The organism is Algoriphagus oliviformis, from assembly GCF_017254915.1.
GTDB lineage: Bacteria > Bacteroidota > Bacteroidia > Cytophagales > Cyclobacteriaceae > Algoriphagus > Algoriphagus oliviformis.
Window position 1 is genome coordinate 208,228 of record NZ_JAFKCT010000002.1, and the last position, 15,438, is coordinate 223,665.

The 15,438-nt window shown below is 53.7% G+C and carries 12 protein-coding genes; 9 read left to right on the plus strand and 3 right to left on the minus strand.

The window, feature by feature from the left end; all coding sequences use genetic code 11:
- Window positions 1-141 precede the first annotated feature (141 nt).
- From J0A68_RS06550 to J0A68_RS06590, 9 genes are all read left to right on the plus strand, one after another.
- The gene (locus tag J0A68_RS06550; protein ID WP_206577387.1) at window positions 142-474 is read left to right on the plus strand and encodes a hypothetical protein; all 333 of its coding nucleotides are present in this window, start codon (window positions 142-144) and stop codon (window positions 472-474) included.
- A 17-nt stretch (window positions 475-491) separates the two neighbouring features.
- Entirely contained in the window at window positions 492-3,113 is a 2,622-nt protein-coding gene (locus J0A68_RS06555) for a TonB-dependent receptor (protein ID WP_206577388.1), read from the plus strand.
- A complete protein-coding gene (locus J0A68_RS06560) occupies window positions 3,110-4,153 on the plus strand; it encodes a DUF4249 family protein (protein ID WP_206577389.1) in 1,044 nt (347 codons plus the stop codon). The genes J0A68_RS06555 and J0A68_RS06560 overlap by 4 nt, the downstream gene beginning before the upstream one ends.
- Window positions 4,150-6,069, plus strand: a complete 1,920-nt coding sequence (locus J0A68_RS06565) for a hypothetical protein (RefSeq protein WP_206577390.1) — start codon at window positions 4,150-4,152, stop codon at window positions 6,067-6,069. Before J0A68_RS06560 ends, J0A68_RS06565 begins: the two co-directional genes overlap by 4 nt.
- 109 nt (window positions 6,070-6,178) lie before the next feature.
- The gene (locus tag J0A68_RS06570) at window positions 6,179-6,751 is read left to right on the plus strand and encodes a hypothetical protein (protein WP_206577391.1); all 573 of its coding nucleotides are present in this window, start codon (window positions 6,179-6,181) and stop codon (window positions 6,749-6,751) included.
- Between the two features lie 381 nt (window positions 6,752-7,132).
- Complete coding sequence (locus tag J0A68_RS06575; protein WP_206577392.1) at window positions 7,133-7,726, plus strand: hypothetical protein; 594 nt, start codon at window positions 7,133-7,135, stop codon at window positions 7,724-7,726.
- A 172-nt stretch (window positions 7,727-7,898) separates the two neighbouring features.
- Window positions 7,899-9,056: an acyl-CoA dehydrogenase family protein gene (locus J0A68_RS06580; protein ID WP_206577706.1), complete on the plus strand. Its 1,158-nt coding sequence runs from the start codon at window positions 7,899-7,901 to the stop codon at window positions 9,054-9,056.
- 77 nt (window positions 9,057-9,133) lie between these two features.
- A complete protein-coding gene (locus J0A68_RS06585) occupies window positions 9,134-10,825 on the plus strand; it encodes an AMP-binding protein (RefSeq protein ID WP_206577393.1) in 1,692 nt (563 codons plus the stop codon).
- Window positions 10,826-10,975: 150 nt separating this feature from the next.
- Window positions 10,976-12,355, plus strand: coding sequence for an MATE family efflux transporter (locus J0A68_RS06590; protein ID WP_206577394.1), 1,380 nt, complete (start codon window positions 10,976-10,978; stop codon window positions 12,353-12,355).
- Window positions 12,356-12,374: 19 nt separating this feature from the next.
- Here J0A68_RS06590 and J0A68_RS06595 read toward each other — a convergent pair whose 3' ends face one another.
- The 3 genes from J0A68_RS06595 to J0A68_RS06605 all read right to left on the minus strand — a co-directional run bounded on the left by J0A68_RS06595 (window position 12,375) and on the right by J0A68_RS06605 (window position 15,310).
- On the minus strand, window positions 12,375-13,646 hold the full coding sequence (locus J0A68_RS06595) for a hemolysin family protein (RefSeq protein WP_206577395.1): 1,272 nt from the start codon (window positions 13,644-13,646) through the stop codon (window positions 12,375-12,377).
- 380 nt (window positions 13,647-14,026) lie between these two features.
- The gene (locus J0A68_RS06600; protein ID WP_206577396.1) at window positions 14,027-14,818 is read right to left on the minus strand and encodes a peptidylprolyl isomerase; all 792 of its coding nucleotides are present in this window, start codon (window positions 14,816-14,818) and stop codon (window positions 14,027-14,029) included.
- Window positions 14,819-14,896: 78 nt separating this feature from the next.
- A complete protein-coding gene (locus tag J0A68_RS06605; protein ID WP_206577397.1) occupies window positions 14,897-15,310 on the minus strand; it encodes a c-type cytochrome in 414 nt (137 codons plus the stop codon).
- Between the last annotated feature and the right edge of the window lie 128 nt (window positions 15,311-15,438).

The window sequence follows — 15,438 nt, forward strand, 5'->3', positions numbered from 1 at the left end:
AAAATTAAAAAAGTGAGAAATGAAGAGGGAAATGCGGGGAAAGGGAGGGAATGTTTGATTATTTGCTCCCAGACTTGTTTTTTATACTGTTTTTTCAGGTGATTTCCTGTTTTGAGACTGTAATACTGGATTTCAGGTTGGGTGACTTTCACCGGAAATAAGCAAGGTTTTCGTCCAAGTCGGCTGATGTCGGATTGGCTTTTGGAAGATGGGATGTCGACGATTTTGCTTTTGCCGTTCTTTCGCCCTTTTGCCAAAAATCAAAGAGGACAATTGCCGGTATATAAATGTGATGAACGGGAATTTAGTTGTCAGAAAAGCCGCATATTTTCGCCGCTGCAAGGTCTTATCTTTTTCGGTCATCAGGCTAAACCATTCAGGGTTAGCATCCGCCCCAGAACGGAACACGATACCCGAAGTGAAGATATTCCGATCTCCCCAGGCAGCAGTGCCGAGGGATTGGGCCAAGCCTGAGAACGACCAACTGTTACATGAAAGCAATTTTTACCCTATTGGGTTGCTTGCTGCTCTTCGCCACCGCAGGCGCACAGCAGAAGCCAGACCCCAACTCACTGCCCTTATTGGTAAACCGATACCATGAGACCACAGGAAAGCGACTTTTGATCCTGGACAGCGATGTGGCCGAGCTGAATGCCGTCACCGTCGGAGACCTGGAGCGGCTTCCCGAGGCCCTGACTATTGGCAGTCCTTATTCCTATTTCACCTTTGGAGAGAACTACATCGTGGTCTATCCCACCTATCTCAGGGAGCGGTATCGACGGCAAGACGCCAGTGTCGGGGCGAGCACCGAAAAGCGGGCCTTTCTTCTCAGGGGTAAAGTGCGGGACAACGAAATGAAAAGCATGCTACCGGGGGCTCTTTTTTCCATTCCCCAGCTGGAGCTCGCCGCCCAGGCTGATGGCAAGGGAGAGTTTTCGGTGCAGATTCCGGAAGGCACCTACATTGGCTACTTCAGCTCCATGGGCAAGCAGACGGAGCAAAAAATCCTCAAAGTCTACCGAGACCAGGAGATCGACGTGACGCTATTCGAGTCCGTGAGCGAGCTGGATCTGGTCACGGTCACTGACCGCGCGATCGACGCCAACGTGATGAGTACCCTTCCCGGCGCGACTCGTATGCCGATGGAAGAGCTGAAGCTGCTTCCGCCACTGCTCGGAGAGGTGGATGTGGTGAAGAGCATGCTTTTGCTTCCCGGGGTATCCACCGTAGGGGAGGGAGCCTCCGGCTTCAACGTGCGTGGAGGTGGGGTGGACCAAAACCTCATTCTCATGGATGGCACGCCGGTTTTCAATCCCTCGCACATGTTTGGCTTCTTCAGCATCTTCAACCAAGACGCGGTAAATGACGCGATGCTCTACAAGGGTGATATTCCGGCGGCCTATGGCGGACGCTTGAGTTCTGTCTTGGACATCAAGACCAAAGCCGGGGATGCCGAAGAGTGGTCGCTCCAAGGGGGAGTGGGCTTCCTCTCGAGCAGGCTTGGGTTTAGTGGCCCCATCAGCGACAGGACCCAAGTGATGGCCACCGCGCGCGCAGCCTATCCGACCTGGGTACTTCAGAAAATCCCCAACCCCAGCGTCAGCGGCAGCAGTACCAACTTCCTGGATGGAAACCTGCGCATCGACCATAAAATTGACGACCGAAACAGCCTCGTGCTGAGCGGCTATACCAGTACGGACTACTTTCGATTTGACTCCGATACGGCCTATACCTGGCAGAGCAATCTGGCCAGCCTGAAGTGGAAGGCTTATTGGGGAGAAAAACTTGGCTCCGAAGTCAACCTAAGCTACTCCGGCTACCGCTACTCGGTGCTGGGAGAGCGGACCCCGATGGATTTCGAGCTGCGGTCCTCCATAGACTATGTGGGACTGCAGCAGCAGTTTGAATGGTCGGGGGAGAAGCTCGAAGGACTGACCTTCGGCTATCAGATCGGTTCCTACCAGATGGGGATGGGAGACTTGCAGGCAAACTCCCCCGAAAGTATCGTAGCTCCTGAGCTCGTCCAGGATGAGCAGGGACTGGAGGGCGCGGTGTATTTCCAGATGCCCTGGAAGATCAGCGATAGACTGGAGGGACAGGCCGGATTGCGCTATTCGCACTTTGCGGCCATGGGACCCAAGGAAGTCTATCTCTACGAACCCGGGATGCCGATGGACCAAGAGACGGTCACGGATACCGTTTACTACAATTCGGGAGAGGTCATCAAGTCCTATGGAGGATTTGAGCCAAGGTTTACCCTGCGCTATGCCTTCACGGAGGATTTTTCGCTCAAGGCCTCGGTCAACCGAAGCATCCAGTACCTGCACCTGCTGACCAACAACTTTGCCTCGGCTCCCGTGGATCTCTGGAAGCTCAGTGACAGCTACATCCAGCCCCAAAAGGCCTGGCAATATGCCTTGGGTCTGTACAAAAACCTGAAGCAAAACACCGTCGAGACCTCCTTGGAGCTCTATTACAAGGACATGCCGAGCATCGTGGAGTACAAGGACGGAGCGGAGCTTTTTCTCAATCCCACCCTGGAGACCGATCTGGTGATGGGAACAGGCTATGCCTATGGCTCAGAATTCATGGTCAAAAAGAACGGGGGCAAGGTCAACGGTTGGGTCTCCTATACCTTCAGCCGAAGCTTCAGGAAGGTCGTACCCGAATACGGCGAACCCATCAACAACGGCGACTACTTTCCCGCCAACTGGGACCAGCCCCATGACCTGACCGTGGTCGCAACCTGGCAGCCCGTGAAGCGCGTGTCCTTCAATGCGACTTTCAACTACCGCACGGGTCGTCCCATCACCCTGCCGAGCGGCGTTTACGACATAGGTGGTGAGATCGTGATCGACTACCAGGAACGAAACCAAGCCCGGATTCCGGACTACCACCGTCTGGACTTGGGAGCCACGTACTACTTCTACCAGAGAAAAAACAGCGACTTCCGTAGCTATATCACGTTCTCGCTCTACAATGCCTACGGGCGGAAAAATGCCTTCTCTTGGTTTTTCCAGTCTTCACCCGAGGCCGGTATCCCCAAGTCCTATCGCCTAGCCGTGATCGGCACCATGATCCCATCCGTCACCTACAATTTCTCCATCCGATGAAAAAGCGATTGATAGCCTATGTGATCCTCTTTGTGGCGCTTTCGTCTTGCATAGACGAGATCTACCTGAGCGTTCCGGCATCGGAGTCCAACCTGGTCATCGACGCTTGGCTAGGTTCCACCTCGGAGCAGTCCTATGTGCGCGTGTACCGCTCGGGCTCCTATCTCTCTGGCAGCACGCAGCCCAACTATACCAAAGTGGCCACGACCAGCATCTATGTGGAGGACGAGTCGGGCCGACGCGTGTATTTTCCCAACACGGCCGATACTACGCTATTGCACCAGCCCAATGCCGGGCAGTCTTTTCCAGCTGGGATGAAATACCGAGTCCATGTGAATACCCGTGACGGTGCCTATGAGTCGGAGTGGGTTTTGATGCCGGAGCCTTCCACTTTCGGCGATTTCGAGGCCGTGGCGAGGGAAAAGTCACTGTTCGTCATTTCCGGGAGTTCCCCTGTACGCGTGATAGGCACTACCGTGGACCTCACGCTCCAGGCAAGCAATAGCTCCGGCGAGGAAGTCGGCTACCTGATCGAAGCGGATGGGATTTCCGAGGTCTTCACGACCGGGGACGCTGAAAACTGCAGGTGCAACTGCTACCTCGAGGAGCCACTCTTTGTGACGGGGATGAACCTGGGATCGGGCAGCGATGTGCCCAGTCCGATTATCCTCGCAGAGCTTGAGGTGACTTCCTTGGGGAGGTTTTATCTGCAGTCAACCATCCGTACCATTCCCAAGGCCAATCTGGACTATCTCCGCCAAATCGACAAACAACGGCGCAATACGGGCAGCATATTTGACCCGGCGCCGTTTAAGATCCGCGGAAACATCAAAAACCTGGACAACCCGGACGAGGAAGTCTTGGGCAATTTCATGGCCTATCAGGAGGTGGAGTACAACAGGATGGTGTACCGCGCTGACATCTATCGCTTAAATCAGCAGTTTCCTTTTGTGTTTGATGAGGTCGGCCATGTGAGTGAAGATTGCAAAGACTATTATCCTTTTACGCTTCCTTACACTCCCGCTCCATTTCAGCCATGAAGATCAGATCAATCCTCAGTATCCTGTTTTCCTTTTTTTTGCTCTCCGGGGCTGCTGCGCAGCAAAGTGGGCTGATGAAGGAGGAGTTGGAAAATTTCCTGGTGATCACGGATCGGGACTTCTACCTTTCCGGTGACCGGGTGTGGTTTGCGGCGAAGCTCCTGAAAAACCACGAAAGCTATCGCTACAGCAAGCTGGCCTACATTGCCGTGCTGGACGCCTCGGGCAAAGCCGTACATGAGGAGAAGATGCTGCTCACTGGGCAGGATATGGCCTACGGGGATCTTTTTATCCCCGAGACCAGCGCTTCGGGCGTTTTTTCCATCGTCGTCTATACCAAGTGGATGTCCAACTACGGGGATTTTCCCATCGCTAGAAAACAGTTTTTGGTCACCAACCCTTCCGCTCCGGTGGCGGCGGGGGAGCCAGCCCTTTTTTGGGAGCAGGTGCCTTTCGAAAATGCGCCCATCAGCCTCTACCATACTTCCGACCAGAGCGAGGTGATCGAGATTCTGGACAGCTCGGGTAGGAGTCTGGAAGTACTCGAGGCCGTCGCCCCCTTGCAGCAGGTGCTGTCCAAGGTGAAGCCATCCGAAGCGTATCGCCTAGTCTTCAGAAACAAAGAGTACCGTGTCGAGCCAAAGGTTTGGTTTTGGGATCCGGCGGACTTTTCCCTGAGCTCCGCAAAAGTGCCCCAAGGTGCAAAAGTCGTGACGCACAGCGACTGGATGCTGCTGGAGGAGCTGGAGGCTCAGGCTGGAAAGACGCTTCTTGAGAAGTCACGCTATCAAAACCTGAACTCTTTCAACATTTCCGTGCTGGACCAGTCCGGCAGCCTGCTCTGGAGCTATCAGGTACAGCTTCCTGCGAAAAGCCAGGGACAGCTGCAGTTGAGTTCCAAGGGGCAGGTGGGAGAAGGGATGAAATTGGATCTGGCGGGTTTTCCGCAGCAGTTTAAGAATGGTTTGGTCTTGGCCGGTAGGGTGGAAGACGCGAGGGTAACCGAGCTCGCGGAGCTCATCAACCATCCCAACTGGAAAAACCTAAGTGCTCCAAGTTCTGAGGCAAACCTCCCAGCTGCCTTGGCCCACGCGGTGGAAGGTCCCAAATTGCTCAAAGACTACAGCCCGATGTTTGACTATAAGGTTTGGTCGGTGTCTCTCCAGGACCGCTTTGCAAGCTCGACTCGTCCTGCCGGGTTTGGCTTTAGCCTACCCGAGGCCCTGGTAGAGGCGGAGGTCGATCGCCGGGTGTACCAAGAGCACTTCGAGATCGGCGATGAAGTGGTGGCGCTGCAGTCGCCGTTTACCCCAGACAAAAGTTACAAAATGGACGAATACGACGAGTTTCCCGACCTGGAGTCGCTGATCAAGGAGATCATCCCTCAGGTACGACTCAAGAAGGCCAGCACTGGTGGACGCAAGGAGATATTCGTCGCCAATACCGACAACCAGAATGTGAAGTTCAACAAAAGGCCACTGGTGCTGATTGATTTCTATCGTCCGGCGTCCATGGAGGAAGTTTGGAACATAGACCTCACCAGCTTGGATAGGATAGAGCTTTACTACCATCGGTCCACGGTGGAGTCCACCAACCTGGGGGAGGAAGTCGGGGACGGACTTCTGATCCTCTATACCAAAAACAACAGCTACTTCCTGAAGAACAACGTGCCCAAGCAGCGCTATTTCCTCTCCGATGTGACGGTGCCCCGCATTCAGGACTATTCGCGGCGCGCGGCTAGGCCGGTCACGGCAAATCCGCTCCAATACATGGATACCGGCCTGCGCTTTGACCGGGGCAAGAGCAAGTCAGGAAACCTGACCTTCGACACGGCGGGGGATTGGCTGGTGGAGACCTGGGTTTTCGGCAATTCCGAATTTGAGCGGATGCAGAAGAGAATACAGGTGGAGCACTGAGCCGGGCTGGGAGAGAAGTCTTTGCGAAGCGGGCAAAAAAATCACAAGCGGGTAGCAAACGCAAGGAATTTACCGTAACTGTAGTAGCTTTCACTTTTTATCACAAGCCATGAAAAAGACAATAGCCCTCCTCGCCCTCCTCTTCACCGTCTTTTCGGTAAGAGCCCAAGACTCCCTTCCCACTCAGTCCATTTACCTGGAACTGGGGGGAGCAGGTCTTCCTTACAGTTTCAATTACGACTTTCGCTTCGACAAGCAGCGTATGGACTCCTGGGGAATGCGCGTGGGAGCGGGAGGATACGCCACGGAAAACGACTCTTTCTTTTCCATGCCGGTGATGGTCAACAAGCTCTACGGCAAAGGCCCGCACTATTTCGAGATGGGATTTGGCTTCACCTTCTTTATGTTCGACGAAGACTCCTACAGCTATTCCTACTGTGCCAACGGCTACTACGATACCAACGGCAACTATATCTGCACCTCCTACTACACTGAGGAGAGCACCTACGAGTTTATCCTGCCGGTGGATGGATCGCCCAGCCTGATGGGCACGATGAACTTTGGCTATAGACGGGTGCCCGTGGACGGGGGCTTCACCTGGAGGATAAACCTGACTCCGATCTTCAACAACAATGGCTTTTGGCCGCTGTATGCCGGAGTCGGCTTTGGATACGCCTTTTAGAATTGACTTTTGTCAAACACATTGTTTCCTAGTGGACAAAGCCTGTACGGGAGCGTACAGGTTTTTTTGTTCGCAATCGATTGAACTCCCGTGGGTTAAGTTTTTTGAAGATTAAATTTCCTTAACAGCCCACAATATCCTGTAACCCCGGTTTTTGGCCAAACCGTCCAATTCTGTCCGCTGTCGTGACAGAAAAGCGGCGAAATCCCAATTTCGCACAAGGTCAGATGATCAAATTGCGGACAATTCAGAAGGATCTTCGGTAGGAAACCTTAACGGAAACTAAAATTGGGGAATTTGTAAAAGGCTGGTTTTGGCATGCCAGGTCCTGTTGGTATGCGCTTCGCATGAGGACAAGCACAACACTAAACCAACACATTTATGAAAACCTTATTCACTTTAGCACTTGCAGGCGCACTTTCTTTTAGCAGCCTTGCCGTATCCGCAGCCGATGACGATTTGATGGCCTTGTCAAACGTAAAGGCGAAATTCAAAAAAGTCAACGTACTTCTTAAAGAAGGGGTGGGAGAAGCCAAAATCGCTCTCTATGACCATACCGGAAGAAAACTCCACCAAAGAAAAGTCAAAGTGGGAGACGGCGACTTGGTCGTTCCTTACAACCTTTCCGACCTTCCGGTGGGAGAATACAAAGTAAGAATCTCCACCGATACCGAGCAGGTGGACTACACCGTAGCGACCTTTGAGCAGCCTATCCCGAAAGAGCAGCTGCCGCTGATGGCCTATGGCAAGATCATCGACGACCAGACGGTCAACCTGACCGTGATCGGTCTGGAAGAGCCGGGAGTGGGCGTGGAAATCCGCTATGCCGAAACCAACAAGCTGATCCACCAAGATCAAATCGAACAGCCTGAAGGTTTCCGCAAAAACTACCGCCTCAATGGCGTGTCTCCTGAGGACGTCTATATCAACGTCACCGACGCAAAAGGCCGCAACAAAACCATCCACTTCGAATAACGAAGCCAGCCTATTGCAGAGAAGCTCCGGCCCATTGGGTCCGGAGCTTTTTCTTTGCCCATTTCTTTTCCTTTTTTTCAAAGAACAGGCTTTTTGAGCTTTCAGAAGCCCCCTGGTCAGTGCCTGCAACCGGCCAAAATCCCTATTTTTGGATAGACTAACCCACCCCGTCATGTTTGGTTTGCATAGATCACTTTTTACCGAAGAGCATGAGCTTTTCAGACAAAGCGTACGAGAATTTGTCGCCAGGGAGATCACTCCGCACAATGCGGAATGGGAAAAACAAAAAAAGGTCTCACGCGAGATTTGGAAAAAACTCGGCGAAAACGGCTTTCTGGGAATTCAGGCTCCAGAGGATCTGGGGGGATTGCATATCCGGGATTTCAGGTACAACGCCATCTTCATCGAGGAACTGGGCTTGAGCGGCTGCTCGGCACCTGCGGTGGGCTTTCCCCTGCACTCGGACATCGTGATGCCCTACATACTCCACTACGGCACAGCGCAAGTCAAGAAAAAATACATCCCCAAAATGATCTCCGGAGACTACATCGGAGCCATCGCGATGACCGAACCGGGTGCAGGGTCTGACCTACAGGCGATCCGATCCACTGCCCTGGATCAGGGGGACCACTACCTGGTCAACGGCTCCAAGACCTTCATCACCAACGGCTACCTCGCCGATGTGGTCGTGGTGGCTGTGAAGACCGATCCTGAAAAAGGCGCCAAGGGCATCAGCCTTTTGCTCATCGATCGGGATATGCAGGGATTCGGCAGGGGAGTGCCCTTTGACAAGGTCGGCCTCCATGCCCAGGATACCTGCGAGCTGTTTTTTGAAGATGTGCGGGTGCCAAAGGAAAACCTGCTTGGAAAAGAAGGCCAGGGATTTCAGTACATGATGAGCGAGCTGCCACAGGAGCGCCTCGTAGTCGCCTTAGCGGCGATTGCCCTGGGCGAGTACATGCTGCAGGAGACCATCGCCTACGTCAAGCAGCGCCGGGCCTTTGGTCGGAGCATTTCGGAGTTTCAAAACACCCGCTTCAAGCTCGCCGAGATGAATGCCGCTTTGGAGCAAGGACGGATCTACTGTGACTACTTGGTACAGCTGCACCATGAGGGCAAGCTCGATTCTGCCATGGCCTCCGCAGCCAAATACAACATGACCGAGCTCCAGTGCAAGGTCGCCGACGAGTGCGTGCAGCTGCACGGTGGCTATGGATACATGTGGGACTATGGCGTCGCCCGTGCCTGGGCGGATGCGCGGGTGCAGCGGATCTATGCCGGGACCAACGAGATCATGAAAGAGCTGATTGCGCGAAAAATTCTACAGTAGGGACAAATTGCTTGGCGAAGCACAATAATTTTGAGTAATTGAAGACAGGTAAAAACTCACCCAAAATATCCATTGACATGACCGAATTTCCTTGGCTGAAACACTATCCTGCCGCCGTTGACAAAGAAATCAACTACGAGGCCTATTCCAGCGTCGTCGATCTCTTCGACGAGAGCGTCAAGAAGTTTGGGGATGCAGTGGCCTTCGAGTGCATGGGCAAGACCATGAGCTACTCCGAGCTGGATAGGCTCAGTGCCCATTTTGCAAACTATCTTTCCCAGGGGCTCAGCCTGAAAAAAGGCACGAGGGTAGCGATCCAAATGCCCAATACACTCCAGTATCCCGTGGCGATGTTTGGCGCCCTTCGGGCCGGAATGATCGTGGTGAACACCAACCCGCTCTACACCCCGGCGGAGATGAAGCACCAGTTTGTCGACTCGGGAGCCGAGGTGATCGTGATCGTGGAGAATTTCGCCTCCAATCTGGAGAAGATCAAAAACGAGATCCCCGCCAAACACATCATCGTCACCGGTCTGGGAGACCTGCTGGGCGGACTCAAGGGATTGATTGTAAACCTAGTGGTAAAACACGTAAAAAAGCTCGTGCCAGCCTTTTCCCTGCCCGGCGCCGTCAGTTTCAAATCCACGCTTTCCAAAGGAGCTGGATTTACCTTCAAGCCTGTCAAGCTCAGCCTGGAGGACACCGCTTTTCTCCAATATACCGGCGGCACCACCGGCGTGTCCAAGGGTGCCGAGCTCACCCATGGCAATATCGTGGCCAACATGCAGCAGATCTCCGCCTGGATGAAGCCAAAGCTGCGGGAGCGGGAGGAGATCGTGGTCACCGCCTTGCCCCTATACCACATCTTTGCGCTTACTGTCAATTGCTTGGCAATGTTTAAAATTGGGGCTCATAACCTGCTGATTACCAATCCTAGGGATATGAAGTCCTTCATCGGGGATTTAGCGAAGAAAAAGTTTTCCGTGATCACGGGAGTAAATACCCTGTTCAATGGCCTGCTCAACCAGGAGGCATTTAGAGCCTTGGATTTTTCCGGACTGAAGATCGCCGTGGGCGGTGGGATGGCGGTGCAAAAAGCCACTGCCGAGAAGTGGAAAGCCGTCACTGGCGTGCCTTTGGCCGAAGGCTACGGACTGACCGAGACCTCGCCGGTAGCTTCCTGCAACTGCATCGATGGCACGGAGCGGGTGGGCACGATTGGTTTGCCCCTGCCCAATACGGAATTTATGATCGCCGATGACGCTGGCAATCCCGTGCCGCTCGGCGAGCGGGGAGAGGTGCTCATCAAAGGACCCCAAGTGATGAAGGGCTACTGGAACAAGCCGGAGGAGACCGCCAACGTGATGCACGGAGACTGGTTTAAGTCCGGTGATATAGGCGTGATGGATGAGGATGGCTTTGTGAAGATCGTAGATCGCAAAAAGGAGATGATTCTCGTGTCTGGCTTCAACGTCTATCCCAACGAGGTGGAGGATGTCATCGCCTCCTGTCCCGGAGTATCCGAAGTAGGGGTGATCGGCATGCCCGATGCCAAGTCCACGGAGAAGGTGGTGGCCTATGTGGTCAAAAAGGACGATGCACTGACCCCCGAGAAAGTAATCGAATATTGCAAAGGCTCGCTGACCAACTATAAGGTGCCTCGCGAGGTTCACTTTGTGGATGAGCTGCCCAAGTCAAACGTCGGAAAAATCCTCCGTCGCAAGATCAAAGAGGCGCACTTGGAGAAAACAGGAGCTTCCGCGGCATAAATTGTCGTAACCTGAGCTTTGGATAGCAATGAGAACCGCGGATCTCGCGGTTTTTTCGTTTTTTTGCGGCGGTTCCGCCGGATGGTGACAGACGGTTTTCATTTTGTGCCTGAGTCCCCACGCTGAATTTTCTACATTTTCCCCATCCCCATGACCTGGCAACTCATCAAAGACGCAATCCTTGGCAAGGAGCAAGATTTTACCAGTCTCTCGCTGAAGACCGCCATTTTCGTTTTGGCCATTCCCATGATCCTCGAGATGATGATGGAATCGGCTTTTGCGGTAGTGGATATTTTCTTCGTAGCCAAACTCGGTGAATACGCTGTGGCAACGGTAGGCTTGACCGAGGCGGTCATCGTCTTGACCTATGCCATCGGTTTTGGGATCAGCATGGCGGCGACGGCTTTGATTTCCCGCCGGTTTGGGGAGAAAGAGTACGAGGAGGCTGGTACGGCCACGTTTCAGCTCCTGCTGGTTGGGGGGATTGTGTCCCTCTTTATCGGCGTGGGAGGCTTTCTTTTTGCCTCCGATCTCCTCAGGCTGATGGGGGCGGAGGAGTCCGTCGTGGAGACGGGTACCAACTATGCCCGGATCGTCTTTGCAGGCAATACGGCGATCATGCTATTGTTTTTGATCAATGGCGCTTTTCGTGGGGCAGGACAGGCCCACCTTGCCATGCGCTCCCTTTGGATCGCCAATGGACTCAACATCATCCTCGATCCGCTCCTCATCTTTGGATTGGGCAGCTGGGATGGCTTCGGGCTGGACGGTGCCGCGATTGCGACGACCTTTGGACGCAGCGTGGGGGTGGTCTACCAGCTCTACCACTTGGTCAATGGCAAGCACAAACTGAAGATCCTGCGGCAAAACCTCCATGTGAAGTGGGAGACGATCCGCAAGATCATCGACCTGTCCATCGGCGGCATGGGCCAGTTTCTCATCGATTCCATTTCGTGGGTGGCGCTCACGCGGATGAACGCGGAGTTTGGCTCGGCGGCATTGGCTGGGTACACCATTGCGTTCCGGGTTTTGATCTTCACGATTTTGCCTGCGTGGGGCCTGTCCGGCGCCGCGGCGACTCTGGTGGGACAAAATCTGGGAGCAAAAGAGGTCTCCCGAGCCGAAAAAGCCGTCTGGCTGACTGCCCGCTACAACGTGATCTTCATGGCCTCGGTCACGGGAATCTACCTGCTCTTCAACCAGCAGCTGGCGGGATTCTTCACCGACATCCCCGAAGTCCGTGAGGTGGCAGCCCAGGGGCTGTGGGTGATCGTGCTAGGCTACGTCTTTTTTGCCATCGGGATGGTGCTCACCCAGGCCTTCAACGGCGCCGGCGACACCCGCACACCCGCTTGGATCAATATTGGCGTCTTGCTCTGTATGGAAGTGCCATTGGCTTACTTCCTGGCATTCCCTATGGGCATGCGGTATTTGGGGATCTTTATCGCGATCGCTTTTTGCCACTCTTTCCACGCCTTGGTTTCGCTCTACTTTTTCCGAAAGGGAAGATGGAAGACCATGCAGGTTTGAGAGTCCCAACTTTCAAATTTCAGATCCTTGTCACCAGGATCTTGTCGATCCGCTGTCCGTCTTTGTCCACCACTTCGAGTTGGAGGTCTTCGACGATGACCGTGTCTCCGATTTCCGGGATGTTTGCGGTCTTATAGATCACCAAGCCAGCCACGGTGGTGAAGCCCTTGGTTTTGAGCATGCCGCTTAGCTCAAAGTATTTGACGAAGTCTATGAGTGCGTATTGCCCATCGACCAGCCAGCTGTTTTCCCCCCGCTGGATGATCCGGTACTCCTCCTGGTCCATCTCGCTGGCATCGCCGACGAGCGCATCCAGGACATCGTCCATCGAGACGATGCCCATGGTGCTGCCGTATTCGTCGATCACGATGCCATAGTGCATCTTTTCCTTTTTGAAAAGCTCCATGACCTGGTAGGCAAAGGAGTTTTCGTTGATGAAAAGTGGCTTTTTGGCCACCTTGCGCACGTCAAAATCCTGCTCCAGTCCCGGGGCGAACAGGTCTTTGACCAAGACCATCCCCACGATGTCGTCGAGGTCGTCCTCTCGGCAGACAGGGTAGGCGGAGTGTTTTTCGCTGTGGATTTTGGTGCGGATGGTCTCCCAGCTATCTCCGAGGTTGAAATAGACGAGATCGGAGCGATGGGTGAACAGTGTGTTGATCCTCCTGTCGCCGAGCTCAAAGACCCGCTCCACGATGTCCTGCTCGATCCCCATGATCTCGCCTCCCTCCGCACTTTCCTTGATGATGGCTTTGATCTCTTCTTCGGAGACCTTGGACTCGGTGATGTTTTTGATGCCAAAAAGAGTCAGCAGAAAGTCGTTGGAAATACTGAGAAGCCAGACAAAAGGCGAAGCGAGCGTGGAGAGCCAGCGCATGGGCTTGGCCACGGCCATGGCGATGGGCTCTGGGAAGACCATGCCTAGGCGCTTGGGAAAGAGCTCACCCAGGACGATGGAAAGGTAGGTGATCACCGCCACCACGATGCTGGTAGATATGGGTTGGGCGTAGGGGGCGAGCAGCTCTACCTGGGACAGGATGGCGGTCAGCTTTGAGGTGGCACTTTCCCCGGAGAAGATACCCAGCAAAATGCCGATCAGCGTGATGCCGATCTGGACGGTGGACAGGAAGCGGGTCGGGTTTTCAGACAGCTCCAGAGCGATCTTGGCATTGGAGCTTCCCCGTCTTTTCGCGTTTTCGAGTTTGAATTTTCGGGCGGAAACCAGCGAGAGCTCGGACATGGCAAAGAGGCCATTGAGCAGGATAAGCAGGAGTAAAATGAAGAATCCCAAAGCAGAAAAGGAGTTGTTTTGCTGAAATTCGGATAAAAAACAGGAAATCCAAAAAGGCCTTCCTCAAGCCCTTTGTTTTGCTAGTGGATTGGCTGCTGGTAGCTGTATTGAGTGGATTTGGGTAAAAGCAAAAGGACAGCGGGGAGCTGTCCTTTATACTGACCTTTTGGGTGCTGGCTGATCGGGGATCAGTCTTTTTTGCTGTTTTTCTTTTCTGCCTTGGCAGCTCTTTTTTCTTTCAAAGACTTCGCAGGCGCTTTCTTTTCGTTCTTTTTGGCTTCAGGTTGCTTTGACATGATGGGGATGTTTAGAAGTGGATTGCACTAGAGGGAAGATACTCATTTCGACCCCGCTTTGTTGCGGCGACAGCCTACAATTTTTCAAAGGATCCGCATGCTGATGATCCTCACCTCCGAGAGGGGACGATCCCGCCCATCCGTATCCACGGCCGCGATGGCATCCACCACTTCCAGTCCCGAAATCACCTCTCCAAACACAGTGTAATTTTGGTCTAGGTGGGGCGTGCCTCCGACGGTTTTGTAGACTTGCCGATGGGCTTCGGGAATGGCGTATTTGTCAAAATTCCAATAGGTGTCCAAGATGGCATTCAGGCGCAAATCCAGCTCCTTTTCCAAAACGGAGTCCTTCTCTGTGCGGGCGGTTTCCAGGGAGTCGACCAGAGGTTTGTTGGCTGGGTCGTTGACGCCGTAGTGCCGGGCGAGCATCTTGTTGATGCGGCCTTCGTTGTGGGCGAGGAGGCTGTCGTTTTGGATTTTGCCCTGCACGATGTAAAACTGCGTGCTGCTGGACGCTCGCTGGGGATTGTTGGTGCGGGCTGCGGCGAGGACACCCTTTTTGTGAAACAAGTTCGGGACGATCTCGGCAGGCACCTGATAGGGGAGGTCGGCGCTGCCCAAACTCGCCAGACTGTCCGCGTATTTGCTTTGGGTATCTCCCCCTTGTATCATAAATCCCCCGATGACCCGATGGAAAAGCAGACTGTCGTACACCCCTTTCTTCACCAGCTTGACGAAATTGTCCCGGTGCAGGGGAGTCTCGTCGGAAAGCTGCAGGACGATGGTGCCATAGTTGGTGACCATCTCCACACGTATGGGGGGATCTTGTTGGAAACCGAAAAGGAGAAATGCCAAGTAGAAAAGCGCTGAAATCATAAAGCTGGGGATTGGCTCTCAAGTAAGCGAGAAAATGGAGGATATGGAAATACCCCTTTTTTTATCGTCGCCTCGGATCTATTCGGCATCCAGTGATAGGATGTACAAAACCATCGCTTCGGCGTCCTCGGCGGACAGTTTGGGATGTGCGCTCATCACCGGATAACCCCAGACGCCGAAGCCACCTCGGATGACTTTTTGCGCCAGCATAGCGATGTATGCTTCCTGGATGGGGTAGCGGCGGGCGATATCCGAGAAAGACGGTCCTTTGGCTTTGTTTTCCTCTCGATGGCACTGGTAGCAATCGGAGTAGGCTATCAGTACTTTTCCCTTCTGGACCATAGTGGTGTCAAAGGGTTCGTCTGGCCCCGGCACGACGTAAAACTCCTTTTTGGGCTTTTCCGGCGGGATCTCGACCTGGGAGTCCTTGGGATTGCAGGAAAGTGCAAGGCAAAACAGCGCTAAAGTCGCCAGGTTGGTTTGGGTTTTCATTTGCCGGGAATTGCGGACAGGGCTTGAAAATAGCCACTTCGGGGATAAAGAGAAAGCAAGCCTTTGGCCGACCTGTCCCTCCAAAAAAACAAAAGCCGAAAGAGACGTGCTCCCTCGGCTTTTAGGTT